The organism is Promicromonospora sp. NPDC023987, assembly GCF_040639055.1.
In the GTDB taxonomy this organism is placed as follows: Bacteria; Actinomycetota; Actinomycetes; order Actinomycetales; family Cellulomonadaceae; genus Promicromonospora.
The window spans coordinates 1-24,866 of sequence record NZ_JBEZZF010000057.1 but is presented as its reverse complement, the minus strand read 5'-3'; the positions used below and the strand labels follow the sequence as shown (position 1 = coordinate 24,866).

At 70.8% G+C, this 24,866-nt stretch carries 23 protein-coding genes and 1 riboswitch; of the genes, 13 read left to right on the top strand and 10 right to left on the bottom strand.

All coding sequences use genetic code 11. The annotated features are described in order from the left end of the window. Nucleotides 1-155 precede the first annotated feature (155 nt). From AB0F40_RS21030 to AB0F40_RS21020, 3 genes are read left to right on the top strand one after another with little or no spacing between them, the layout of a single operon-like run. Nucleotides 156-1,505, top strand: coding sequence for an extracellular solute-binding protein (locus tag AB0F40_RS21030; RefSeq protein WP_357472056.1), 1,350 nt, complete (start codon nt 156-158; stop codon nt 1,503-1,505). Nucleotides 1,506-1,509: 4 nt separating this feature from the next. Beyond that, the gene (locus AB0F40_RS21025; protein ID WP_357472053.1) at nt 1,510-2,385 is read left to right on the top strand and encodes a sugar ABC transporter permease; all 876 of its coding nucleotides are present in this window, start codon (nt 1,510-1,512) and stop codon (nt 2,383-2,385) included. Next, nucleotides 2,385-3,275, top strand: a complete 891-nt coding sequence (locus AB0F40_RS21020; protein ID WP_357472051.1) for a carbohydrate ABC transporter permease — start codon at nt 2,385-2,387, stop codon at nt 3,273-3,275. Before AB0F40_RS21025 ends, AB0F40_RS21020 begins: the two co-directional genes overlap by 1 nt. Nucleotides 3,276-3,320: 45 nt before the next feature. Here the strand turns inward: AB0F40_RS21020 and purU are convergent, their stop codons facing one another. Together purU and AB0F40_RS21010 are read right to left on the bottom strand one after the other, a co-directional pair. Further along, nucleotides 3,321-4,181 carry a formyltetrahydrofolate deformylase gene (gene purU / locus AB0F40_RS21015; protein ID WP_357472049.1) on the bottom strand — a complete coding sequence of 287 codons (861 nt, stop codon included), beginning with the start codon at nt 4,179-4,181 and terminating at the stop codon, nt 3,321-3,323. 9 nt (nt 4,182-4,190) lie between these two features. Further along, nucleotides 4,191-4,823, bottom strand: coding sequence for a GNAT family N-acetyltransferase (locus tag AB0F40_RS21010; protein ID WP_357472046.1), 633 nt, complete (start codon nt 4,821-4,823; stop codon nt 4,191-4,193). 90 nt (nt 4,824-4,913) lie between these two features. On the opposite strand from AB0F40_RS21010, the gene AB0F40_RS21005 reads away from it, so the two are divergent. Further along, nucleotides 4,914-5,423 (top strand): GNAT family N-acetyltransferase, encoded by a 510-nt coding sequence (locus AB0F40_RS21005; RefSeq protein ID WP_357472043.1) that lies wholly within the window; start codon nt 4,914-4,916, stop codon nt 5,421-5,423. 2 nt (nt 5,424-5,425) lie between these two features. Here AB0F40_RS21005 and AB0F40_RS21000 read toward each other — a convergent pair whose 3' ends face one another. The 3 genes from AB0F40_RS21000 to AB0F40_RS20990 all read right to left on the bottom strand — a co-directional run bounded on the left by AB0F40_RS21000 (nt 5,426) and on the right by AB0F40_RS20990 (nt 8,262). Beyond that, entirely contained in the window at nt 5,426-5,818 is a 393-nt protein-coding gene (locus AB0F40_RS21000; protein ID WP_357472041.1) for a PPOX class F420-dependent oxidoreductase, read from the bottom strand. A 38-nt stretch (nt 5,819-5,856) separates the two neighbouring features. After that, on the bottom strand, nt 5,857-7,329 hold the full coding sequence (locus tag AB0F40_RS20995) for an FAD-dependent oxidoreductase (protein WP_357472038.1): 1,473 nt from the start codon (nt 7,327-7,329) through the stop codon (nt 5,857-5,859). Between the two features lie 102 nt (nt 7,330-7,431). Then, on the bottom strand, nt 7,432-8,262 hold the full coding sequence (locus tag AB0F40_RS20990; RefSeq protein WP_357472035.1) for a hypothetical protein: 831 nt from the start codon (nt 8,260-8,262) through the stop codon (nt 7,432-7,434). A gap of 134 nt (nt 8,263-8,396) precedes the next feature. After that, a riboswitch (ZMP/ZTP riboswitch) is annotated at nt 8,397-8,483 on the top strand. Nucleotides 8,484-8,579: 96 nt separating this feature from the next. Here AB0F40_RS20990 and glyA point away from each other — a divergent pair. From glyA to AB0F40_RS20960, 6 genes are all read left to right on the top strand, one after another. Beyond that, entirely contained in the window at nt 8,580-9,860 is a 1,281-nt protein-coding gene (gene glyA, locus AB0F40_RS20985) for a serine hydroxymethyltransferase (RefSeq protein WP_357472032.1), read from the top strand. 81 nt (nt 9,861-9,941) lie between these two features. Then, nucleotides 9,942-10,826 (top strand): bifunctional methylenetetrahydrofolate dehydrogenase/methenyltetrahydrofolate cyclohydrolase, encoded by an 885-nt coding sequence (locus tag AB0F40_RS20980; protein WP_357472029.1) that lies wholly within the window; start codon nt 9,942-9,944, stop codon nt 10,824-10,826. Nucleotides 10,827-10,961: 135 nt separating this feature from the next. Next, complete coding sequence (locus AB0F40_RS20975; RefSeq protein ID WP_357472025.1) at nt 10,962-11,090, top strand: hypothetical protein; 129 nt, start codon at nt 10,962-10,964, stop codon at nt 11,088-11,090. A gap of 131 nt (nt 11,091-11,221) precedes the next feature. Then, nucleotides 11,222-11,857 carry a flavin reductase family protein gene (locus AB0F40_RS20970; RefSeq protein WP_357472022.1) on the top strand — a complete coding sequence of 212 codons (636 nt, stop codon included), beginning with the start codon at nt 11,222-11,224 and terminating at the stop codon, nt 11,855-11,857. 175 nt (nt 11,858-12,032) lie between these two features. Next, nucleotides 12,033-12,515 carry a VOC family protein gene (locus tag AB0F40_RS20965; protein WP_357472019.1) on the top strand — a complete coding sequence of 161 codons (483 nt, stop codon included), beginning with the start codon at nt 12,033-12,035 and terminating at the stop codon, nt 12,513-12,515. A 50-nt stretch (nt 12,516-12,565) separates the two neighbouring features. Then, nucleotides 12,566-13,390 carry an exodeoxyribonuclease III gene (locus AB0F40_RS20960; RefSeq protein WP_357472016.1) on the top strand — a complete coding sequence of 275 codons (825 nt, stop codon included), beginning with the start codon at nt 12,566-12,568 and terminating at the stop codon, nt 13,388-13,390. Nucleotides 13,391-13,489: 99 nt separating this feature from the next. Here the strand turns inward: AB0F40_RS20960 and AB0F40_RS20955 are convergent, their stop codons facing one another. From AB0F40_RS20955 to AB0F40_RS20935, 5 genes are all read right to left on the bottom strand, one after another. Beyond that, complete coding sequence (locus AB0F40_RS20955) at nt 13,490-14,668, bottom strand: ABC transporter permease (RefSeq protein ID WP_357472013.1); 1,179 nt, start codon at nt 14,666-14,668, stop codon at nt 13,490-13,492. Beyond that, nucleotides 14,665-15,435, bottom strand: a complete 771-nt coding sequence (locus tag AB0F40_RS20950) for an ABC transporter ATP-binding protein (RefSeq protein ID WP_357472010.1) — start codon at nt 15,433-15,435, stop codon at nt 14,665-14,667. Before AB0F40_RS20950 ends, AB0F40_RS20955 begins: the two co-directional genes overlap by 4 nt. Next, nucleotides 15,432-16,514, bottom strand: a complete 1,083-nt coding sequence (locus tag AB0F40_RS20945; RefSeq protein ID WP_357472007.1) for a secretion protein HlyD — start codon at nt 16,512-16,514, stop codon at nt 15,432-15,434. The genes AB0F40_RS20950 and AB0F40_RS20945 overlap by 4 nt, the downstream gene beginning before the upstream one ends. 265 nt (nt 16,515-16,779) lie before the next feature. Beyond that, nucleotides 16,780-18,012, bottom strand: coding sequence for a galactokinase (galK, locus tag AB0F40_RS20940; protein WP_357472004.1), 1,233 nt, complete (start codon nt 18,010-18,012; stop codon nt 16,780-16,782). A gap of 21 nt (nt 18,013-18,033) precedes the next feature. Continuing rightward, complete coding sequence (locus AB0F40_RS20935) at nt 18,034-20,112, bottom strand: beta-galactosidase (protein WP_357472001.1); 2,079 nt, start codon at nt 20,110-20,112, stop codon at nt 18,034-18,036. A gap of 656 nt (nt 20,113-20,768) precedes the next feature. Between AB0F40_RS20935 and AB0F40_RS20930 the strand changes: the two genes are divergently transcribed. The 3 genes from AB0F40_RS20930 (at nt 20,769) to AB0F40_RS20920 (ending at nt 24,756) form a co-directional block, all read left to right on the top strand. Next, complete coding sequence (locus tag AB0F40_RS20930) at nt 20,769-21,758, top strand: NAD-dependent epimerase/dehydratase family protein (RefSeq protein WP_357471998.1); 990 nt, start codon at nt 20,769-20,771, stop codon at nt 21,756-21,758. Between the two features lie 60 nt (nt 21,759-21,818). Continuing rightward, the gene (locus AB0F40_RS20925) at nt 21,819-22,955 is read left to right on the top strand and encodes a Fic family protein (protein ID WP_357471995.1); all 1,137 of its coding nucleotides are present in this window, start codon (nt 21,819-21,821) and stop codon (nt 22,953-22,955) included. A gap of 205 nt (nt 22,956-23,160) precedes the next feature. Then, nucleotides 23,161-24,756, top strand: coding sequence for a TROVE domain-containing protein (locus AB0F40_RS20920; protein ID WP_357471993.1), 1,596 nt, complete (start codon nt 23,161-23,163; stop codon nt 24,754-24,756). Nucleotides 24,757-24,866 lie beyond the last annotated feature (110 nt).

Sequence of the window (24,866 nt, the reverse complement as noted above, 5' to 3'; positions counted from 1 at the left end):
CCCCCGGTGGCCGTCCGCGCCCAGCAGGAGCCGACAAACTGACAGCGCTGACAATTCGTCCGGAGAGTCTCTTGACTCGGGCCCGCCAGGGGTGAATCGTGTGCCTCAGCTTGTCCGGCAGAGTTGCCGGGCTTCGCACGACGCAAGGGAGCTTCATGCGCACGGCACGATTCTTTATCGCACCCGTCACGGCAGCGGCACTCGCCCTCTCGCTCGGTGCCTGCGGCTCCGGCGGCGGTGGGTCCGACGACGCCACGATCAAGGTGGCCTACCAGAAGTTCGGCAACTTCACGCAGGCCGACGAGCTGTTCAAGGACGTCAAGGTCGACTTCGAGGAGGCGAACCCTGGCGTCACCGTCGAGCTGGTGCCCATCGAGGCGCAGCAGAACGACTACTTCACCAAGCTCGCGCTGATGAACCGGTCACCCAGCACCGCGCCGGACGTCATGTACGAGGACACGTACATGATCAAGTCCGACGTCGAGGCCGGGTACCTCGCACCGCTGGACGACTACCTCGCCGAGTGGGACGAGTGGGACCAGTTCGTCGACAGCGCCAAGGAGGCCGGCGCGGGCGACGACGGCAAGACCTACGGCGTCTCCATGGGCACCGACACCCGCGGCCTCTGGTTCAACAAGGACGTGCTCGCCAAGGCGGGCCTGCCCGAGGACTGGGCCCCGAAGTCGTGGGACGAGCTGCTCGAGGCGGCCCGCGCGATCAAGGAGTCCGACCCCGACGTCGTGCCGTTCAACATGTACTCCGGCAAGCCCCAGGGTGAGGCCGCGGTGATGCAGGGCTTCGAGATGCTGCTGTACGGCACCGGCGACACGCTCTACGAGGACGGCAAGTGGGTCCTCGGCTCGCAGGGCTTCATCGAGTCCCTCGAGTTCATCGAGACGGTGTTCACCGAGGGCCTCGCGCCCACCCCGCAGCAGGCGCTCGACACCAACATCGGCAACACGGTGCAGGCCGAGTGGCTGCCCGAGGGCAAGGTCGGCATCGCGCTCGACGGCTCCTGGGTGGCGGGCAACTGGCTCGAGTCCGGCGTCGCGCCGTGGCCCGAGTGGTCCGAGAAGATGGGCACGGCTCCCATGCCCACCCAGGACGGCCAGGAGCCGGGTGCCGTGAGCATGTCCGGCGGCTGGACCCTCGCCATGGGCGCGGGCTCCGAGAACCCGGACGCCGCGTTCGAGTTCATCTCCATGGCCCTGAACCGCGAGAACTCCCTCTGGTTCGACGTGGCGAACAGCCAGATCGCGGTGCGCACCGACGTCGCCGAGGACCCGGAGTACACCGAGTCGAACCCGACCACCGAGTTCTTCACCGACCTGGTCGACGTGACCCACTTCCGGCCCGCGACCTCGGACTACCCGAAGGTCTCCAACGAGATCATGGTCGCCATGGAGTCCGTGATGACCGGACAGCAGACGCCGGAGGAGGCAGCCGCCGTCTACGACGAAGCAGTAGCCGGCATCGTCGGCGACGAGAACACGATCCAGGGCTGACTCGATGGCCGTCACGTCCCGCGGCGCGGCGCGGGTGGTTCCACTCGCGCCCGCCGTCGTCCTTCTTGCGCTCTTCATGCTGGGCCCCGTGGTCTGGTCGTTCTACGGCTCGTTCACGAATGCCGCGCTCACGGGGCCCGCGGCCCTGAACCCCGAGTGGATCGGGTTCGACAACTACACGGCGCTGTTCGGTGACCCCAACTTCCCGAAGTCGCTCTGGCTCACCGTCGTCTTCTTGTTCCTCTCCGCCGTCGTGGGGCAGAACGTGATGGGGATCCTGCTGGCGGGGCTCCTGCGGTCGGCCGTCAAGCCCGTGCGCTCCATCGCCTCGACCGTCGTGGTCGCCGCCTGGGTGCTGCCCGAGATCGTCGCCGCGTTCGCCGCGTACGCGTTCTTCCACACCGAGGGCACGCTCAACACCATGCTCGCCGGGGTCGGGATCGCCGGCCACGACTGGCTGTACTCGACCCCGATGCTCGCGGTGATCCTCGCCAACATCTGGCGCGGCACGGCCTTCTCGATGATGGTCTACTCGGCGGCGCTCGCCGAGGTGCCGCCGGAGCTGACGGAGGCCGCGCAGCTCGACGGCGCGAACGGCCTGCAACGGCTCGCCTGGGTGACCTTGCCGGTCATCCGGCGCAGCATCTCGACCAACCTGATGCTCACCACCCTGCAGACCCTGTCCGTGTTCACGCTGATCTACGTCATGACCGGTGGTGGCCCGGGCACCGACAGCTCGACGCTGCCGATCCTGGCCTACCAGGAGGCGTTCAAGTTCGCGCAGGTCGGCTACGGCACGGCCATCGCGACGGTGATGATCATCGTGGGTGCGGTCTTCTCCGTGATCTACATCCGCGCGCTCCGACCGGAGGTGGACTGATGGCCGGCCAGATGACGGCACCCGCCGTGCAGACGAGACGTGCCGGGACGGCCGGCCGGCTGGCAGGGCCGCGCCCCAAGCCGACCAAGGTGGCGGCGAACCTGGTGCTGCTGCTGATAGCGGTGACTTTCGTGCTCCCGATGGCGTGGGTGGTCGTCGCTTCGTTCGACGCCGAGGCCACCCTGTCCTTCGGTCTGCCCGACGCCCTGACCACGGACAACTTCGCCGCGATCATGACGTTCGAGCAGGCGTGGCAGCCGCTGTGGAACGCGTTCGTGCTGTCCTTCGGCGCGGGGGCCATCACGGTGGTCGTCGCCGTGCTCGCGGCGTACCCGCTCTCGCGGTACCGCATGCGGTTCGGCAAGTACTTCCTCTACTCGGTGCTGTTCGGGACGTGCCTGCCGATCACCGCGATCATGGTCCCGGTGTACTCGCTGTTCGTGCAGCTCAACCTGCTGGACTCGCTGCCGGGGACCATCTTCTTCATGGCTGCGACATCGCTGCCCATGGCGATCTGGATGACGAAGAACTTCATGGACTCCGTGCCGATCTCGCTGGAGGAGGCGGCCTGGACCGAAGGGGCGTCGGCCATGCAGGCGTTGCGACAGGTGGTGCTGCCCCTCATGCGGCCGGGGATCGCGGTCGTCTTCATCTTCGTGTTCGTGCAGGCGTGGGGGAACTTCTTCGTCCCGTTCGTGCTGCTGCTCTCCCCGGAGAAGCAGCCGGCCGCCGTGAGCATCTTCGCGTTCTTCGGGCAGTACGGGTCGGTCGCGTACGGCCAGCTGGCCGCGTACTCCCTGCTCTACGCTGCGCCGGTGCTGGGCCTGTACGTGCTGGTCACGAGAATCTCAGGCTCGGCCTTCGCCCTGGCGGGCGCGGTCAAGGGCTGAGGGCGGGCCGTGCGCTGCCGACCACTCGGCGCACGGCCGCTCAGCTCAGCGGAACACCACCGTGCGGCGGCCGTCCAGGAGTACCCGGCGCTCCGCGTGCCAGCGGACGGCGCGGGCGAGCGTGCGCCGCTCGACGTCCTCGCCGATGCCCACCAGGTCCTCGACCGTCCGGGAATGGTCCACGCGCTCTACGTCCTGCTCGATGATCGGCCCCTCGTCGAGGTCGCCGGTCACGTAGTGGGAGGTGGCGCCGATGATCTTCACGCCGCGGTCGTGGGCCTGCCGGTACGGCCCAGCGCCCTTGAACGACGGCAGGAACGAGTGGTGGATGTTGATGATCTGCCCGCTCAGGTCGCGGCACAGCTCGTCGGACAGGATCTGCATGTACCGGGCCAGCACCACGACCTCGACGTCGAGCTCCTTGACCAGGCCGCGGAGCGTCGCCTCCGCGTCGGCCTTGGTGTCCTTGGTGACCGGGACGTGGTGGAACGGCTTGCCGTAGAACTCTGCGATGTCCTCGAGGTCGCGGTGGTTGCCCACCACACCGACGACGTCGATCGGCATGCGCTGCGAGCGCTCCCGGTACAGCAGGTCGACGAGGCAGTGCGCCGCCTTGGACACCATGACCAGCGTGCGGATGCGCCGGCCGACGACGTCGAGCGTCCACGTCATCTCGAACCGGTCCGCCACCTGCGCCATCGCAGCGGTGAGCTCGTCGCGGGACGCCGTCGACTCGACCTGCACGCGCATGAAGAACAGGCCGGACACCGGATCGCCGAACTGCTGCGACTCGGTGATGTTGCCACCGTGCTCCGCGAGCATTCCCGCCACCGCGTGCACGATTCCCGGCTGGTCCGGGCAGGACATGGTGAGGATCCAGTGGGTGGCTTCGGTCGCGGCGTTCATGCGGGCAGGCTAACCCGCCACGGCGGCAGGCCCCTCCCGGGGCGCGAGCTCGCGCCGCATCACCCAGCGCCGTCGACCACCGCTCACGCCGGCGGTCTCCGCCGCGCGGTGGAAGCCCGCGGCCTCGAACATGCGCACGGTCCCGACATATCCGCTGGTCGTGTCGACGCGATCAGGGCCGACGTCGGCCGGATAGCCCTCGACCACCTCGGCGCCGTGCGCCCGGGCGTGCTCCACGGCCCCGGCGAGCAGGTGATGCATGAGGCCGCGCTTGCGATACCCGGCCCGGATGACGAAGCAGACCGCCACCCACGCGTCCCGGTCGTCGACGAAGGGGATGCTGCGGGTGTTTATGAGCCGGCGGTAGCTGGACCGGGGCGCTATCGAGCACCAGCCGGCCACGACGTCGTCCACATAGACGAGCACCCCGGGCCCGGGATCGGTCTTGCAGAGGTCCTGCATGTAGCCGGGACGCTCCTCCACCGGGACACGGCTATCGCGGTAGTTCATGCACCAGCAGCCCTTGCCGCCGGGCTTCTTGACCCCCACCACCTCGTAGAAGTCGTCGTACCGCCCGACGGCGGGCCGCACCTCGATGTGCTCCCCGGCTGCTGTCCGCTGCTGGGCTCCTTGATTCCCCATGGCCGCAATCTAGCCGGGGCCACCGACACGCACCGTCCGCACCACGAGCCGGCGTCGACCCGGGCGCGGGACCTCTGACACCATGGCCCTATGAGCAACTCCACCACGACGATCGCGCTGGTCGAGGACGACCATGCGGGCGAGCTTCTCACGCTGCGGCGCGCCGCGTTCGTGACCGAGGCCCAGCTGTACGACGACCCGCACATCCCGCCGCTGACCCAGACGCTCGCGGAGCTCCGCGACGACCTGGCACGCGACGACGTGGTGACGATCGGCGCGTGGGAGGGCCACCGGATGATCGGTTCGGTGCGCGTCGAGATCGAGGACGAGAAGGCGACGCTCGGCCGGCTCGCCGTGGCCCCGGACAAGCAGGCCCGCGGCATCGGCACCGAGATGCTCTTCGCCGTGCTCCCGTACCTGCCGGAGCAGACCAAGGAGATCTGGGTCTTCACCGGCAAGGACTCCAAGCAGAACCTCGCGATGTACACGAAGCACGGCTACGAGGAGCAGTACGACAAGGCGGCCGGCGACCTGACGTACACCTACCTGCGCCGGGTGCTCGGCGCAGCGGGCGCGCAGAGCGTGCCGCAGGACGGCTGAGGTCAGTAGCCCCAGGCGTGGAAGGACTCGATCTCCATCCACGCGTCGAACCGCGGGCTGACGCGGTCCGGGTACTGGTTGCCCGTGTACTGCGTGGAGAGCCGGTCGATGCCGGCGAGGTCCTTGTCGGGCGTGATCGTCACGCGGCCGCGGAGGCTGATGTGGCGGTACCAGCTGTCGCCGTCGAGCACCGTGAGGGAGACCCGCGGGTCGGCCCGCAGGTGGTCCAGGCGCTTGCGGGTGCCGTCGAGGTTGAGCAGCACGCGGCCGTCGTCGTACAGGTACCAGGTGGCGACCGAGACGGGCGCGCCGTCGGGTCGGACCGTGGCCATGACGGCGGGGTTCGGCCGCTGGAGGATCTGGGCGATGTTCTCGGGGACCGGAGGCGTGGCCACTGTGTGCTCCTTCGACGTCGGACGGTCCGAGCAGCCAATCAGGTATCGAGGCCCAGGCCAAGTGCGTCGAGCGACCGGAGCAGCGGGTTGCGTCGCCCGCCCTGGTGATCTGCCTGGTCGAGCGCCCGGCGGGTGGCCCGGATGCCGAGCGTCGCTATCGGCTCCGGCGGGAACGGCAGCGGCGTCCGCCGGACCAGTGCCAGCGCCGTGCGCTCGGTGGCGGGGGAGCCGTCGCGGGCGTCGAGGCGGTCCAGCATGACCTGCGCGGCGAAGTGGCTCCCGGCGACGCCGCGGCCCGCGAGGCCCGCTGCGTGCTGCACCCGACCGCCGGCCGCCTGGCCGAAGAACGCACCGGGCCGGGTCGCCACGTCGACCACCCCGGACCACCGGTGGGTCAGCCGGATGCCCTCGAGCTGCGGGAAGGTCGTCAGCAGGTGCTCGGCGAGCCGGCGGTACGGCTCCGGCCGCTCCTCGGCCGCCCGGCGCACCGGTCCGCCGGAGGGGGGTCCGGCGTCGGGCCCGCCGAAGACTATGCGGTGGTCGCCGGTCAACCGGTAGTAGTGGGACCGGTTCGCCAGGTCGACGAGGCCCTGCCGCCCGTGCCAGCCGATCGCGCCCAGCAGCTCGGCGGACAGGGGCTCCGTCGCGATCACGTGGTCGCGGGCGTGCACGGTGTGACGCCGGTAGCGCCGCAACAGGGGCGGGAACGCGCTGGTCCCGAGGAGCACACGGTCGGCCAGCACGGCCGCCTCGCCGACGGGCGACGTCGTACGCAGGACGACGGCGTCCCGCGCACCGCGGCCCGCGAGGGTCAGGCCGGTCACCCGGGTCTGCTGGAAGATCTCCACGCCGAGCTCCGTCGCGATCCGTGCCAGCTCGGTGGCCAGGCGCGCCGGGTGCACCAGCGCGGCGTCGTCGGGCCGGAGGAGGCCCGCCTCATAGGTGGGGCTCGCGATCTCGGCGCGCAGCTTCGCGCGGTCCAGGAACGTGTGCGTGACGCCGGTGCGGGTGGCCCGCGCGGCGGCGTCCTGCAGCCAGTCGATCTGGTGCGGCTCGATCGCGAGGTCGATCACGCCGGTGCGTTCCCACTGGCAGTCCAGGTCCAGGTCGCGCACCGCTGAGCCGATGGCCGCGAGATTCTCCTGGCCGAGGCGCGCCAGGATCGCGGGATCGTCGGGCGGGCGGCCGCCGCCGTCGCCGTGCGTGAGGCGCGTGCCGCAGAACCCGCCGTTGCGTCCGGACGCCGCCCACCCCACCGAACGGCCCTCGACCAGCACCACCCGTGCACCGGGGTGCCGCTGCTTCGCGCGCAGCGCCGACCACAGGCCGGTGTACCCGCCGCCGACCACCGCGATGTCGGCCCGGACCGGCGCCGACAGCGGGGGACCGCCGGCCCGCTCCGCCACGTCGTCCAGCCAGAACACCGCGTGGCGCGCCGCGCCGAGGGCGTGGTCGACGACGGCCCGGGCCGGGACGTTGCGCTCGAAGACAGTCTGCCGGAGACGAGTCATGCTGCGAATCTAGCCAATGTGTGGTGACCGCTGGTTTCGGCCGGATGAGCGAAAGATGACGGTGCAGGTCAGGCTTGGAGGCGTCACCCACCGTGCCATCTCCTACTTGGCGAGGCAGATCGTCTCGTAGCTGCGCTGTGCGTCGAAGCCCAGCTCGATCCGGTCGGCGGTCCCGTCCGGGCACTTGCTGCCGCCGATCGTGAGGCCGACCACCTCGCGCGTGCCCTTCGACCCGCACTTCGCCTCGCGGCCCTCCTCGGTCACGCAGTCGCCGGTCACGAGCTGGCCGCCGCCCATCCCTGGATCACCGGGGTGGTCGTCCGAGAGGTTGCGGGCGCACACGGCCTGGGTCACGCCGCCCGCCTGGCCGTCCTTCTGAAAGACGACGTCGGTGCCGGTCGGGCAGTGCGCCTGGCCCACCGACACGGCGTCCTGGATGTCGAGGACCGTGACGGTGGCCGCCGCGTCGTCGCACGCCAGGGGGCGGTAGGTGTCGGTAGCGGCGCCGGTGTCCTCGGCCGACGGGTCGGGTCCCGCACACGCGTCGACCGCCCAGATCGCGGTGCTCTCCTCGGAGGCGTCAGGCCCGAAGAAGTAGATGCCGACGGCTCCGATGACGCCTGCGGCGACCAGGAACGCGACGACGGACCAGATCCAGTCCCGTCGGCCGCCGGTCTTGCGCCGGCCGCCGCCGTCGTCGTTCCTGGCATGATCCGCTGCGTGCCGCCCGGTGTCGGGCGGCAGCTGGCGGGACTGGGAACGGGTGGCGAACTGGCCGGACTGCGGGCGGCCGGCGGGGGCCGGCCCGGGGGAGGGCTGGTTCGTACGGAAGGGACCTGGCTGCGGCTGTCCGCCCGGCTGGAACTGGCCGGAGGCGGTACGGTCTGGCTGGTGTTCCGGGACACCTGCGTCCGGTGACACGGGGTAGGGCATGGGCGGCACCATAGCGACGTACGGGTGAATCGCGAAAGGGTCTCAGGTACTTTCGTTGTGATCACGGGCCTCACGGTCGCCGGCGGAGTCCTCGGGCGGTCGCCGGGCACGGGTTCCTACCGCCGCTGCTACGATCTTCGGGTCGCGACTGGCGTCAGGTGGATCACCACCGGGGAGCGACGAGTCATGCTGACGACGGGTCGTTCGCCTGGGCCCTGGGTCACCTCGTGCTAGGTGTGCGCCCGGGCAGGACTGTCGCGGTGCGTGTGCCTTCCACCGCCGTCCGACTATCCCCGTCCCGCATGAATCGAGGAGCTATGAGCGCATCGACTCCCGACCCGCTCGCCACCCCGCTCGCCGAGCTCGACCCCGAGATCGCCGCCGTCCTGGACGGAGAGCTGGCCCGCCAGCGCGACACACTCGAGATGATCGCGTCCGAGAACTTCGTGCCGCGCGCCGTCCTGGAGGCCCAGGGTTCGGTCCTGACCAACAAGTACGCCGAGGGCTACCCGGGTCGCCGTTACTACGGTGGCTGCGAGCAGGTGGACATCGCGGAGAACCTCGCGATCGCCCGCGCCAAGGACCTGTTCGGCGCCGAGCACGTCAACGTCCAGCCGCACTCGGGTGCGCAGGCCAACGCCGCGGTGCTGCACGCCCTGATCAACGCCGGTGACAAGATCCTCGGCCTCGAGCTGGCCCACGGCGGCCACCTCACGCACGGCATGAAGATCAACTTCAGCGGCAAGCTGTACGACGTCGGCTCGTACGGTGTGGACCCGCAGACCTACCGCATCGAGATGGACGAGGTCCGAAAGAAGGCGCTCGAGCACCGCCCCGACGTCATCATCGCCGGCTGGTCCGCCTACCCGCGTCAGCTCGACTTCGCCGCGTTCCGTGAGGTCGCCGACGAGGTGGGCGCCAAGCTGTGGGTCGACATGGCGCACTTCGCCGGGCTCGTCGCGGCGGGGCTGCACCCCTCCCCGGTGCCGCACGCTGACGTCGTCTCCTCGACCGTGCACAAGACGATCGGCGGGCCGCGCTCCGGCTTCATCCTCTCCAAGGAGGAGTACGCCAAGAAGATCAACTCCGCCGTGTTCCCGGGCCAGCAGGGCGGCCCGCTCATGCACGTGATCGCCGCCAAGGCCGTCTCGTTCAAGATCGCGGGGACCGACGCGTTCAAGGACCGCCAGGAGCGCACGCTGCGGGGCGCCTCGATCATCGCGGAGCGCCTCTCCCAGCCCGACGTGGCGGCGGCCGGCGCATCCGTCCTCACCGGCGGCACCGACGTGCACCTGGTGCTCGTGGACCTGCGGAACTCGAACCTCGACGGCCAGCAGGCAGAGGACCTCCTGCACGACGCCGGGATCACCGTCAACCGCAACGCCGTCCCGTTCGACCCGCGTCCGCCGCGCGTCACCTCGGGCCTGCGGATCGGTACGCCGGCGCTCGCCACGCGCGGGTTCGGCGACGCCGAGTTCACCGAGGTCGCCGACATCATCGCGACGGCCCTGAAGGACGGCGCGGGCACGGACGTGGACGCTCTCTCAACCCGGGTGGCGGCGCTGACGGCCAAGTTCCCGCTCTACCCGGGCCTCTGACAATTCCGTTGAGTGCTGGGTATCTGTCGGGCTGAACGGCTTCAGAGCGCAGATACCCAGCACTCACCGAGGAAGGTACGCATGAGTGCACAGATTCTCGACGGGAAAGCGACCGCCGGCGCCATCAAGGCGGAGCTGAAGGAGCGGGTGACCGCGCTCCGTGAGCGCGGCGTCGTGCCCGGGCTCGGCACGCTCCTGGTCGGCGAGGACCCCGGGTCGCAGTGGTACGTCGCGGGCAAGCACCGCGACTGCGCCGAGGTCGGCATCGCGTCGATCCGGGAGGACCTCCCGGCGGACGCCACGCAGGACGACATCGAGGCAGCGGTGCGCCGGCTGAACGAGGACCCGGACTGCACCGGGTACATCGTCCAGCTGCCGCTGCCGAAGGGCATCGACACCAACCGGGTGCTCGAGCTCGTCGACCCCGACAAGGACGCCGACGGCCTGCACCCCACCAACCTGGGGCGCCTCGTGCTGCGGGTCAACGAGGAGGTCACCTCCTCGCTGCCCTGCACCCCGCGCGGCATCATCGAGCTGGTGGAGCGGCACGGCATCAAGCTCGCCGGCAAGGAGATCGTGGTCCTTGGCCGCGGTGTCACCGTGGGCCGCCCGATCGGCCTGCTGCTCACGCGGCGCGCCGTGAACGCGACGGTCACGCTCACGCACACGGGCACCACCGATCTCGCCGGCCTGGTCAGGCGGGCCGACGTCGTCGTGGCCGCCGCGGGCGTCAAGGGCATCGTCTCCGGCGACATGGTGAAGCCGGGCGCGGTGCTGATCGACGTCGGCGTCTCGCGCGAGACCGACCCGGAGACGGGCAAGTCGCGCGTCGTCGGCGACGTGTCGCCCGAGGCGGCCGAGGTCGCGGGCTGGGTGTCGCCGAACCCGGGCGGCGTCGGCCCCATGACGCGCGCGATGCTGCTGGCGAACGTCGTGGAGTCGGCGGAGCGGGCGCTCGCGGGCTGATGTCTACTGACTCTCGTTCACCATGCACCTGCTGCCAAGATTGGGCCGTTCTTGGCAGCATCTACATGGTGAACGAGAGTCAGTAGACGTCGCGTCGGGCTCTACGCCGCCTACGGCCGCGCCCAGCGGCTCTACGTGCGGCGCGGTTATGTGCCCGACGGCGCCGGGGTGAGCGTCGACGGTGTCTCCGTCCCGCCGGGCTCGACGATCGTCCTCGACGACGAACCGGTGCTCGCGCTGACACGGGCGTTGAGGAACACGTGACTGGTCTGAACGCGTGGCCCACCCGGTGACGGTCCGACCCGGTGACGAGCCGGACCGACGCCCGAGACGATCCGGCACGCGACGGCCGTTTACCGCCAGATCCGCACGCGAGTCGGCGCCAGGCTTGGTGCATGCACAGGACGATCGACCTCAAGGTCATGTACTTCGGCACGCCGGTGGTGCTCATCTCGACACGAAATTCCGACGGGTCGGCCAATCTCGCGCCCATCTCGTCCGCGTGGTGGCTCAACGACCACTGCGTGCTGGGCCTGGGCGACTCCGCCCAGACAGCCGCGAACCTGCACCGCGAACGAGAGTGCGTACTGAACCTCGTCCCGTCCGGCATGGTCGACGTCGTGGACCGGCTGGCGCTCACCACCGGGAAGCCTGACGTGTCGCAGCGGAAGGCGGCGATGGGGTACGAGTTCGTCCGGGACAAATTTGCCCTGGCAGGACTCACGGAGCAGGTGTCCGACATGGTCGAGGCACCGCGTGTGGCCGAGTGCCCGGTGCAGCTCGAATGCGCACTGGTCCAGGAGGCTCCGCTCGGCTCGCCGGGATCCGGGGCGGCGGTCTTCCAGGTCCGCGTGCTGCGCAGCCACGTCGCCGAGGAGCTGGTCATCCCGGACACGCACTACGTGGACCCCGTCGGCTGGGACCCGCTGATCATGAAGTTCTGTGAGTTCTTCGGCGACGGGTCCGCCGTCCGGCCGTCGCGCCTCGCTGAGGCGTGGGAGATGCCGCACGGCGGAGTGCTTACGCACTGACGTCAGCCGCCGGACTGTGGTTGACCATGCAATTGCTGCCAAGGAGCTCCGGATCTTGGCAGCAGCTGCATGGTCATCTGACAGCTGGCCCGTCGTGCGATGAGATTTCCTCGCTGACCGAGTCGAACTGGGGGACGGGGGCCGATGGTGCCCTCGACCAACTCAGGAGGACACGATGGTCACTGTTCGAGCGCATCTCTGGTTCGCCAACAACAAGGCCGGTGAGGCCGCCGCGTTCTACGCCGAGCACATCCCCGGCTCGTCCGTGGACAACGTCGTGAAGGCGCCGGAGGACGCGCCGGGTGCCGAGCCGGGCGCGGACTTCGTCGTGGAGTTCACGGTGTGCGGACTGCCCGTCACCGGGCTGAACGCAGGGCCGCACGTCATGCTGAACGAGTCGTTCTCGTTCTACCTGTCCGTCGAGGGGCAGGAGGAGGTCGACCACTACTGGGACCTCCTGACCGCCGACGGCGGCGAGCCCGGCGCCTGCGGTTGGCTCAAGGACAAGTACGGGGTGTCCTGGCAGGTGATCCCCCAGGAGCTCGAACAGCTCTCCGGCACGTACTCGACGCCCGCGCAGATCGCCACGATGAACGCGATGCTCAAGATGGGCAAGATCGACGTCGCGGCGCTGCAGGCAGCCCACGACGGGGCGTGACGGGGGCGGGGACGGCGGGCGCTGTCAGAGGTGGCCGTTAGGCTTCCCCGGTGCCCCTGATCGTCGCCACCGCCAATGTCAACGGGATCCGAGCCGCAGTCCGCCGCGGCATGGAGGCCTGGATCGCCACCCGTACGCCCGACGTGCTCCTGCTGCAGGAGGTGCGTGCCCCCGACAAGGTCGTCCGTGAGCTGCTCGACGGCTGGCACGTCGCGCATGCCGAGAGCGAGGTCAAGGGACGCGCCGGGGTGCTCGTGGCGTCCCGGCTGCCGCTCGGTGAGGTGCGGACGGGTCTGGCGGCCTACGGGACCGACGGCGCGGTCGAGGCCGGCGCCGACACCGGCCGCTGGATCGAGGCCGACGTCGAGCTGCCCGGTGGCGGCACGCTCACCGCCGTCTCCGCCTACCTCCACTCCGGGTCGACCAACCCGGGCCAGGAGCACACCATGGTGGCCAAGTACACCTACCTGGAGAAGGTCACGGCCCGTCTGGCGGAGCTCTCGACGGCCCCGGTACCCGCCGTCGTCGCCGGCGACCTCAACATCGCCCACCAGAACGTCGACATCAAGAACTGGAAGGGCAACCTGAAGAGCGCCGGCTTCCTGCCCGAGGAGCGCGCGTACGTGACGCACTGGCTCGACGAGCTCGGCTGGACCGACCTCGGGCGCACGCACGCCGGCGACGGGCCCGGCCCGTACACGTGGTGGTCCTGGCGCGGCAAGGCGTACGACAACGACGCCGGCTGGCGTATCGACTACCAGCTCGCCAACCGTGCCCTCGCGGCTGCGTGCCGCAAGGTCGAGGTCGACCGAGCGCCCACCTACGCCGAGCGCTGGAGCGACCACGCCCCGCTGGTAGCCACTTACGAGTTTTAACGACCTTGCCTCGTTGAGTGCTGGGTATTTGCGGGCTTGAGGCCGTTCAGGCCACAAATATCCAGCACTCAACGGGGGCGGGGGCGGTGGCGGGGCGAGCTAGTAGCGGATCGCGTCTATTACCTTGACGCGGACCGCGTAGATCGCCGGGATCAGGCCCGCCAGGGCACCGATGCCGATGGCGCAGGCCATACCCACCAGTGCGGCGTCGAAGGGGAAGCCCGGTAGGTCGTCGATCGGGCGGCCGAAGATGCGGTCGATCGGGATGTTCTTGATGATCGCCACGGCGACCACCACCCCGACCACTCCGGCGACGGTGGTCGCGACCACCGACTCCATGAGGACGCCGAAGAACACGCGGCCGCTCGTCGCCCCGAACGACCGGCGGATGCCGATCTCCCGGATCCGGTAGCGCACCGTGACGAGCGCGATGTTCAGCAGTCCGAGCCCACCCAGCAGCAGCGCGAACCCGCCCACCCCGAGCACGAGGTACTGCAGCACGCGGTCGATCACCAGCGGGTCCTCCTGCGGCGGCTGCACGTCGAACAGCACGCCCGCCGCCGCCAGGTCACGAGGCAGCACCGCGGCGAACTGCTCGGCGAGCTCCGGTGGCACCCAGAACCGGTACGCGTCGGCCATGACCCGGTCCGGGAACCAGTGCATCGCCTGGTCGAACAGCATCAGGGCACGCGGCCCCTCGTCGTTCCACTGCACGGGTATCTCGCCGATCACGGTGGCGGCGACCGGCGTCTCGCCCTCGATCACCACCGTCGGGTGCGCCGTGGCGGGAGCGCCGTCGGCGTACGCGTCCAGGAAGGCCTGGTTGACCACCAGGACGGGAGCCAGCCGCTCGGTATCGGCGTCGCTGAACCAGCGCCCTTCCTCCATGCCCTGGCGGGTGATGGTCCCGTGGTCGACGTCGACGGCCGACCACTCGACGTAGTCGCCGGCCTGGGCGCCACGGACCTTCAGGTCGGCGGTCGCCTGCACGGAGTGGTACGAGATGTCGTGCCGCTCGGCGACCCCGTCGACCGCGGCGTCGACCTCGGCGGGCGACATCTGCCCGCTGCCCATGGACCAGGCCTGGAGGGTGGTGTCCCGGCCGGTCATGCGCTCGGTCTCCTCCTGCATGGCTTGGCCGACCATCGTCACGGCCGCGGTGATGCCGGTGATCGCGGTGACGGCGCAGGCGACGCCGATCAGGGCGAGGAGCACCCGCACCCGGTGGATCCGCAGCTCGTCCCAGGCCTCGAGGATCGCGCCGACGACGCCGGTCATGCGGTCTGCCTCGCCGTCTCGGCGACGGCGATGGTCGCGGCGGCCGCGTTCTCGGCCACCGCGGCGGGTGCGTCGAGGCGGATCGGGACCAGGACGCCGTCGGCCAGCCGGAACTGGCGGTCGGCGCGAGCCGCGATCGCCAGGTCGTGCGTGATGGTGACCAGCGCTGATCCGGTCTCGCTCGCGGCGTCGTCCAGGAGGGTCATGATGGCCTGGCCGGTCTCGACGTCGAGGGCGCCCGTCGGCTCGTCGGCGAGGATGACCCGCGGCCCGCGCACGAGCGCACGAGCGATGGCGACGCGCTGCTGCTCACCGCCGGAGAGCTTCTCCGGCCGGGTGTCGAGCCGTTCGCCCAGGCCGACGCGCGTGAGGGACTGCGTGGCGAGCCTGGTCCGGTTCCAGAACTGCTTGCCGCGCGCGTACAGGAGGGGTGCTGCGACGTTCTCGAGCGCCGTGCGTCCCTGCAGCAGGTTGAACTGCTGGAACACGAAGCCGAAGTCGTCGCCCCGGCGGCGGGCCAGGGCCCGGCTCCGCAGGCGGCCGACCGGCTCGCCCTCCAGCAGGTACTCGCCCGAGGTGGGGGAGTCGAGCAGACCGAGGATGTTCAGCAGCGTGGACTTGCCGGTGCCGGAGCGGCCGACGATCGCTACGTGCTCGCCCGGGCCGACCGTCAGGTCGACTCCGCGGAGGATCTCGAGGGTGCTGCCGTTCGGCAGCTCGACGTGCCGGGTGACGCCCTGCAGGTCGACGAGCGGGGTGGCCGTCATCCGAAGCACTCCTCCTCGAACGCCTGCATCGTCTCCATGTCGCCGTTCATCGAGGCCTCGTCGTAGGCGGTCATGTCCGCGCAGTCGACGCCCCCCTCGGTGCCGTCGTCGACGGGGATGAACTCGAGGATCTGCTCGCCCGGCTTCAAGCCCTTGGTGATCTCCACCTGCAGACCGTCGGTCAGGCCCAGCGTCACCTCGCGGGCTTCCGGCTCCGCGCCCTCCTCGGCGACCGTCCACACCTTGCCGGTCTGCGAGGTGCCGAGCACCGCGCTGATCGGGACGACCACGACGTCCTTCGCGTTGCCGTTGGTGATCTCGATCTCTCCGCCGAGGCCGGAGAATGCCTTGATCTTGCGCGGGATGGAGCAGCTGACGGCGCCGGTGGCGGCATCGGTGGGCGCTTCCGCCATGGCCTCGCCGCCGCCTTCGCCGCCCGCGCCACCAGGCGCCTCGCCGATGGTGAGCCCGGTGCAGGTGAACGGTGCCGGGCCGCCCTTGAGCGTCACCTGGGCCTTCCCTGCCGCCCCGACGAGCCGGTACTGCTGGTCGGCGGTGAGCGTGCCCGAGACCGACAGCGTGCCGGGGGAGACGGTGCCGATGGCCTCGCCAACGGTGACCGCCTGGTCCTTGAGCACCGTGATGTCGACGGTGCCGCTGACGGGCGCGAGGGCCGAGGTCCAGGTGACCTTCGGTTCCTGCTCGGTGACGGTCTCCTCGCCGGTCTTCTCGTCGACCTCGACGACCGGCTCGACGAGCTCCTCGGTCTTGATCCACAGGACGCGGCTGTCCTTGCGGACCTTCGCGTCGTCCACCTCGATCTCGGCGATGACGCCGTCGGCGGTGGCCTTGATCTCGACGGGCGGGTCGGAGACGACGGAGGCCGGCACGGTCACCGCGTTGGTGACGGAGCCCTTGTCGACGGCGATGACCGACTCGGAGATCTCGCCCGTCGGCTGGAGCGCGTCCGGCGGGTCCAGCTCGGCTCCCTTGAGGGCGAGCGCGACGAGCGCCGCGGCGATCACCGCCCAGATGATGATCCGGGCGGTGGGGAAGACGTACTGGCGGACGGCACCCATGTGGGCTCCTCGCGGCGGGGACATTGGGGTCTGCGGACTGGCAGCCCGGCGGACATTAGCGCAGGTCCGGGTTGGGCCGGGATGAAAATACGGGGTGAAGCCAAGACTTTGCGCACAGCAGGTGACCCTCGGGGGGACGCGATGCTGTCACGTTAGCCACACTACTATGCAGTACGCGGTACTACGGGCGAAGCGGCTGGACGCGCGTGTCGGGACCAGGGTCCCGGCACGCGCGACCAGCGAGGCCGCACCCGGATGCCGGCGGTCAGGCCGCCGGGGCCGACGGCGGGGCCAGCAGGAACGCCGGAGCAGTCAGGCCCGCGTCCGCGAACGCGTCCGCGACCGACTGGGCGACCGCGTCGACGTCGGACAGGTGAACCAGCGCGATGGCGCTGCCGCCGAACCCGCCACCGGTCATGCGCGCGCCGAGCGCACCCGCGGCCATGGCGGAGTCGACGACGAGGTCGAGCTCGCGGCAGGACACCTCGTAGTCGTCACGCAGGGAGGCGTGCGAGGCCAGCATGAACGGGCCGACGTCGGCCGCGCGGCCCTCCCGCACCAGGTCTGCGAAGCGGGCGGTACGGTCGATCTCGGACACGACGTGCCGGACCCGGCGGCGCAGGACGCCCTCGGGGTCGTGCGGCTCGAGCTCGGCCAGCGCGCGGTCGATGCCCATGCCGCCAAGGGTCGGGGCGATCTCGCGGAGGGAGTCCAGGCCGAGCAGCTTCGCGGCCTGCTCGCAGGCCGCGCGGCGGGCGCCGTACTCGCCGTCCACGTGGGAGTGCTCGGCCCTGGTGTCGACGACCAGCAGGGTCAGGCCGGCCGTGGCCAGGTCGAACGGCACGGGCACGCCGGACTCCAGCGGGTTCAGCCCCGGCCGGAAGTCGAGCAGCAGCGCGTACCCCTCGCGGCAGCGCAGTGATGCCGACTGGTCGAGACCGCCCGTCGGCGCACCGGCGATCTCGTTCTCCGCGCGCCGGCTGGCCTCGACCAGCTCGGCGCGACCGCCGTCGGACGCCGCGAGGCCGAGCCCCGCCACCGCGTCCAGTGCCACTGCCGCCGCGGCCTCCAGCGCCGCCGACGAGCTCAGCCCGGCCCCGAACGGCACGCACGAGTCGACAGCGGCGTCGAAGCCGCCCATCTTGTGGCCGGCCTCGGCCAGGGCCCAGGCGACGCCGGCGACGTAGGCGCCCCAGCCGCGCACCGCGCCGGGCGTGACGTCGGACAGGCGGGCCTCCCACACGCCCTCCGCCTGCGCCGACACCAGGCGGACCTGGTCGTCCTCGCGCGGGCGCAGCGCGATGTAGGTGCGGTGCGGCAGTGCGGTGGGGAGGCAGAGCCCGGCGTTGTAGTCGGTGTGCTCGCCGATGAGGTTGACCCGGCCGGGGGCGGACCAGACACCCTCGGGGGAGCCGTCGAACGAACGGGTGAAGAGCTCGTCGACCCGGCGCGCGCCGTCCTCGGCGGTCCAGGCTTCGAGCCACTGCGGTTCAGTCATGGGGGACATTGTCTCTCGACGTCAGCGGTTGGTGGTGCGCAGCACCCGGACGGCGCCTGCCGGCACCTCGACGCCGTCCGGCACGGAGTCGCCCGTGAGCAGATCGGTGGCCGGCGAGCCGAGGGAGAGCGGCGCGGGGCCGTCCGTGTGGTTGATCGCCACGGTGTAGGTGCCGCCGTCCCCGGTGCGGTGCACCACCTCCAGCCCCTCCACGGTGCCCGACGGTGGCAGGCCCGCGCCCGCGTACACGTCGGCCATGACCGTGGCCAGGGCCTCGACGTCCAGGCTCGTCGAGACGTACCAGCCGGTGCCCGCGCCGTGGCGGTGTCGCGTGATGGCGGCGCCACCCGGGTTGGGGCCGTCCGCGTAGGTGCCGACGGGCTCCGCGCCGTCGAGCACGAGGTCGTCGGCCCAGACCGTGCCGGTGAGCGCGGTGGAGTCCATGCTCGCAGTGCCCGCGGACGCCGCCCCCGCGCGGTACGAGACGGTGAGCGAGTCGTCCTCGCGCAGCGGCAGGAACTCCTCGACCCGTACGCCCAGCGCTTCGCGCAGCGGGGCCATGAAGCCGCCCGGGTGCACCGCGTCGTGCTCGTCGACGATGCCGCTGAAGTAGCTGACCAGCAGCGTGCCGCCGCCCTCGACGTAGGCGGTGAGGTTTGCGGCGTCGTCAGCGGTGAGCAGGTACGACGCCGGCGCGACGACCAGCTTGTACCCCGACAGGTCCTGGCTCGGCCGCGCCAGGTCGACGGTGTGGCCGTCGCGCCAGAGACGGTCGTAGTAGGTCTCGACGCGCTCGCGGTGCCGTGCGTCCTGGCTCGGCCGGAACTCCAGGTCCTGCGCCCAGAACGACTCGTAGTCCCACAGCAGGGCGACGTCCGCGTGCACCCGGGAGCCGGCCAGCTCAGTCAGGCGGCCGAGGTGCGCGCCCAGCTCGGTCACCTCGCGCCACACCCGGGAACCGGTGCCGGCGTGGGGCAGCATCGCCGAGTGGAACTTCTCCGCGCCGGAGCGGGAGGCGCGCCACTGGAAGAACATGATCGCGTCAGCGCCGCGGCCCAGGTGCGAGAACGAGTTGCGGGCCAGCTCACCCGGCCGCTTGGCGACGTTGCGGGGCTGCCAGTTCACCGCCGACGTCGAGTGCTCCAGCAGGAGCCACGGCTTGCCGCCGGCTACCGACCGGGTCAGGTCGGCGGCCAGCGCGAGGCTCACGTACCCCCGCGGGTCGGCGGCCTGCAGGTAGTGGTCGTTCGAGACGATGTCCACCTCCGCGCCCCACGCGAACAGGTCCGTGGCAGGGCAGCTGGCCGCCATGAAGTTCGTGGTGACGGGCGCGGCGGAGTGCTCGCGGACGGCGTCGCGCTCCGCGACGAAGCAGGCGCGCAGGGCGGCGTCGGAGAACCGCGCGAAGTCGAGCTGCTGGGCCGGGTTGGCCGGGGTGGTGGTCGCCGCCGGCACCTGCACGTGCTCCCAGTCCGCGTAGTGCTGGCCCCAGAAGGCGGTGCCCCAGGCGGCGTTCAGGCTGCCCAGCGAGCCGTACCGCGCGCGCAGCCACTCGCGGAACGCGCGCTGGGCGTGGACGGAGTAGTCCAGGGCGACCGGCGCGCCGTACTCGTTGTGCACGTGCCACCCCACGACGGCAGGGTGCGTGCCGTACCGCTCGGCCAGCTCGGTGGTGATGCGCAACGCGGCCTCCCGGTACGCCGGCGCGGTGGGGGCCATGAGGCCGCGCCCGCCGGGACCCATCGGCGTGCCGGTCCGGTCGACCACCCGGGCGTCCGGGTGGGCCGCGTACAGCCACGCCGGCGGAGCCGCTGTGGGCGTGGCGAGCAGCACCCGCACGCCGCCGTCGTGGAGCAGGCCGATCACCCGGTCCAGCCAGGCGAAGTCGAACTCGCCCTCGCGCGGCTCCAGGAGCGCCCAGCTGAAGATGCCCAGGCTGACGAGGTTCACGCCCGCCTCCTTCATCAGCCGGACATCCTCCGCCCAGACCTCCTCGGGCCACTGCTCGGGGTTGTAGTCGCCGCCGTAGCCGATCTGCTCGACGCCGGTCAGCCACCCGTCGTACTGCGGTCCGGGGACGAAGCGGGGGGTCTCAGGCATGGAAGGTCCTTTCACGGGTACATCTCGAGGAACGGCGCAACGCCCACGGCCCAGTGGCCGGTGACTTCCTTGTCCGGTCTGGAACGTTCGTGGGGAGTGCCCGGGGACCACGGTATGTCCTCGGCGCGTGGGTGGGAATACGCTTCCCGCTCCGTGGCGGGTCGTGAGCTCGTGGTCCCTGCTGTGCCACCGACCGAACATGAGAAAGGTGGCGGGCTGAGGCCCGCCACCTTTTTCGTCACGTGGACGAGCGGGCGTGTGTGTGCCCTCCGGAACAGCGGCTTGTGCCGCCGAGCAGAACCCGTTGCCGGGCCGGGGGTCGAACCCGCACTGCCATCTACCAGGTAACCGAAGAAGCTCCGGCCCGCTCTACGAGGCACAGGTGGGCATGTGTACGACAGCCGGGGTCGACGTTCTAGGCCGCTGAACTACGTCGCCCGAAGGCGCCGACGGGATTCGAACCCGCGTTTCCCCATGGAGAGTGGTAACCGACGGTCTCCGGCCCACCCGTGCTCGTTCCAGTGTTCTGTTGTCAGACCAGGACCCTAGACGCGCCGGTCGGCCCTGACCAGCATTTATCGGGCCTACGCCTGCCGGAGATTCGCCACCAGCAGATTCGCATGGTCCCCGCGGCCGGCATGCGGTTCGGTGGGGCCATGCGAATCCTGGTTCTCGGTGGAACGGTCTTCCTGTCCCGTGCGGTGGCGCAGGCCGCGCTGGCCCACGGTCACGACGTCACGTGCGCTGCCCGAGGCGTGAGCGGCACGGTGCCGGACGGCGCCTCGCTCGTCCGCTGGGACCGTGCGGAGGCGGTGCCGTCGGAGCTCGCCGGTAGGCAGTTCGATGCCGTCGTCGACGTCTCCCGCATCCCCTCGCACGTGCGCAAGGCAGTGGCGGCCTTCCCGGACGCGCACTGGACGTTCGTGTCGACCGTCAATGTCTACGCGGACACCGCCACCGTCGGCAGTACGCCCGCCACGCTGGCCCTGCTCGAGCCGATCGAGACCGACGACGATCCGGCGTCCGGCCCCGAGACCTACGGCGCCATGAAGGTGGCGTGCGAGACCCTGGTCCGCGCCGGTACCTCGCAGGCACTCGTGATCCGGCCCGGCCTGATCGTCGGGCCCGGTGACCCGAGCGGCCGGTTCGCCTACTGGCCGGCTCGGTTCGCGGAGGCGGCGCGAGACGGCCTGCCGGTCCTGGTTCCGGAGCCCCTGGACGCCCCGGTCCAGCTCGTCGACGTCCGCGACCTCGCGGAGTGGATCGTGACGGCGGCGGAGGCGGGCACCACGGGAGACTTCGACGCCGTCTGCCCGCCGGTGCCTCGATCAGAGCTTCTTGCTCAGGTGGCCGACGGTGCCGGGGCGGACCCGGAGCTCGTCCCCGTGGCCCCGGAGGTGCTCGCCGAGCACGAGGTCGTCCCGTGGTCGGGCCCCCGCTCGATCCCGTTCTGGGCCGCCGACCTGGTCGGCTCCGGCTTCATGGCGCACGACGTCACGCCGTCGCTTCAGGCGGGCCTGATGATCCGGCCGTTCGCCGAGACCGCCCGCGACACCCTCGCGTGGCTGAGGGCGACACCGGACGCCGAGGTCACGGGCCTGACCCGCGAAGAGGAGCAGGAGGTGCTGGCGGCTGTTCGGCACTGAGCGCCGCAATGACGCATTGACGCATTGACGCAATGATTGCGTCATTACCAGACTGGCCACATGCTCTTCCCGACTCCAGACCTGTCGCCGGCCGACGCGCGCGTGCTCGCCGACATCGATCGCGCGCGCGACGACCTGCGCCTGCAGGTCCGGTCGACACCCACGAAGCGGACCGACGACCTTCGTCGCTTCCTGACCGCCGATGCCGTCGCGGCCTCGAACTCGATCGAGGGCTTCCGGGTCTCGACCGTCGACGCCGAGGACCTCATGGACGGTGAGCGCGACGTCGACGTCTCGGAGGTGAACCGCGAGGAGACGCTCGCGTACCAGCGGACGATGACCTACATCCAGTCCCTGCACGACGCTCCGGACTTCCGCTACAGCAAGGGTCTTCTCAACGGGCTCCACTGGATGCTCCAGGGGCACCATCACACACCGCTGCGTCCAGCGGGACAGTGGCGCAAGGGCTCGGTGTACGTCACCGACACCCGCGACCCGAGCATCGCCGTCTACACCGCGCCCTCGGTGGACGGGGTGCCCGGTCTCATGGCCGAGCTGGTGGACTGGCTCAACGACGATGACGACACCCACCCCGTTGTCCGGGCGGCGATGGCGCACCTGCACCTGGTCTCCATCCACCCGTGGCCGGACGGGAACGGTCGCATGTCGCGCTCGCTGCAGACGCTGGTCACGGCACGGTCAGGTGTTCTGGCCCCTGAGTTCTCGTCGATCGAGGCCTGGCTGGGCAGACCGGGCAACACGTGGGAGTACTACCGCCAGCTCGGCGCTCGGGGGGCTACCTATCTGCCCGACCAGGACGTCTCCGAATGGGTCAGGTTCAACCTCGTGGCGTCCCATCAACAGACCCAGTCCGTCCGGCTGCGGCTCGAACGATCCACCCGGGTGCTCCAGCAGCTGGACACGTTCGTGGATTCCATGGGCCTCAGCGGCCGCGTCGTCAGCGCGCTGCACGATGTAGCGCTCTCGGGCCGGGTGCGCCGCAGCCGGTACGAACGCTCGGAGAACCTGCGCCTTCAGCAGGCACAGCGCGATCTGCGCGATCTCGTGGCGGCGCGGGTCCTGGAGCCGGTCGGCCGCACCCGTGCCCGCTACTACGTCGCGGGCGAGCAGTTTCCGCAGGCTGCTCTGGAGGAAGCCCGTACCCCGTTCACGCTCACGGACCCGTACGGGCAGTAGCTCGCAAAAGCGGCGGCGATGTCTCGCGCCGTATGGGTCTGGTCCTGGTTATTGCCTTGGTCAGTCCGAGACCAGCCACCTAGGGTCCTGACTCGAAAACAGAACGCCCACCCGTGCTTCCATGCCCGGGAGCGGTGGTGGGCACGCCCGCCACCGCTCTCTTCTGCCCGTCACCGGAACGACCCACCCCGAGAGGAGCTTCGCCATGGACATCCTGCGCGCCATCAACCGCCGTCGGACCCTCCAGAACCAGCCCGCCGACCCGCGCCAGGAGGCGAACTCCGCCGGCGGCTACACCTTCGTGCTCGACGACGTAGCGCGCCTGCGCCGCTTCCTCACGCTCGGTGTGGACGGCGGCACGTACTACGCAGCGGCGGGGACGCTTGCGCGCGAGAACGCCGAGATCGTGGCTCGGATGGCGGTGGCAGACCCGGCGACGCTGGTCGACACGATCGTCCACGTCTCCACGAGCGGCGCCGCGCCCAAGCAGAACCCGGCTCTGTTCGCGCTCGCGTACGCGGCGTCGGTCCCCGAGTCCGCGGCGCTCGCGCTCGCCGCGCTGCCCCAGGTAGCGCGCACCGGCACGCACCTGTTCCTGTTCGCCGGCTACGTCGAGCAGTTCCGCGGCTGGGGCCGTGGGCTGCGCCGCGCGGTCGGCGGCTGGTACACGGCCAAGGCTGCCGACGCCATCGCCTACCAGGCGGTCAAGTACCGGCAGCGTGAGGGCTGGTCGCACCGGGACCTGCTGCGTCTGGCGCACCCCGTCACGGCCGACCCGGCTCTGCGCGCGACGTTCGACTGGGTCGTCCGGGGTGCGGCGGGCGAGCACACCCCCGCTCTGGTCGAGGCGTTCCTCAAGGGGCAGGAGGCCACGGACACCGCGACCTGGGCGGCGCTCGTCCGCGAGGCGGGCCTGACCTGGGAGATGCTTCCTGACGCCGCGCTCGCGGAGCCAGCGGTGTGGGACGCGCTGCTCGACGTCGGCATGCCCGCGACGGCACTGCTGCGTCAGCTCCCGCGGCTCACTCGGCTGGGGCTGCTGCCCGCCGTCGGCGGACGCACTGATGAGGTCGCGAGCCTGCTCGCGGACGCGGAGCGGCTGCGCCGTGCCCGTGTGCACCCGGTGAGTGTGCTGGTGGCGCAGCGGACCTACGCGTCGGGGCGGTCGGCCCATGGTGCCGGCTCGTGGGAGCCGACGCAGCGCATCGTCGACGCACTGGATGCCGCGTTCTACGCGGCGTTCGGTGCCATCGAGCCGGCCGGGAAGCGGATGTTGCTCGCTGTGGACGTGTCAGGCTCGATGGGCGTCTCCATCGCCGGCATGCCGCTCACGGCACGCGAGGCATCGGCGGCACTGGCGCTCGTCCAGCTCGCGACCGAGCCGGACTCGTCGGCGGTCGGGTTCACGACGGGGGGCGGCGGAGGCTGGCAGTCGTCGGCGTTGAAGCCGCTGCGCATCTCGCCGCGGCGCCGGCTCGACGACGCCCTGCGCGTGGTCGACGAGATGCCGATGGGCGGCACGGACTGCGCCCAGCCGATGCGGTACGCGGCCGAGCGCGGTCTGGAGGTCGACACGTTCGTGGTCTACACCGACAACGAGACCTGGCACGGAGACGTCCACCCGCACCAGGCGCTGCGGCAGTACCGGGAGTACACGGGTATCCCGGCGCGGCTCGTGGTGGTGGGCATGACGGCCACCGAGGTCTCGATCGCGGACCCGTCCGACCCGGGGATGCTCGACGTCGCGGGTTTCGACGCGGCGGTCCCGTCCCTGATCTCGCAGTTCGCCCGCGGGATCTGACGACATGAGCGCACCGGTGGTCGAGAAACCCGGACGAGCAGGGAGGACACCATGAACGAGACCTGGATCAACAGGCCGCTGCTGGGCTTCGACACCGAGACCACAGGGGT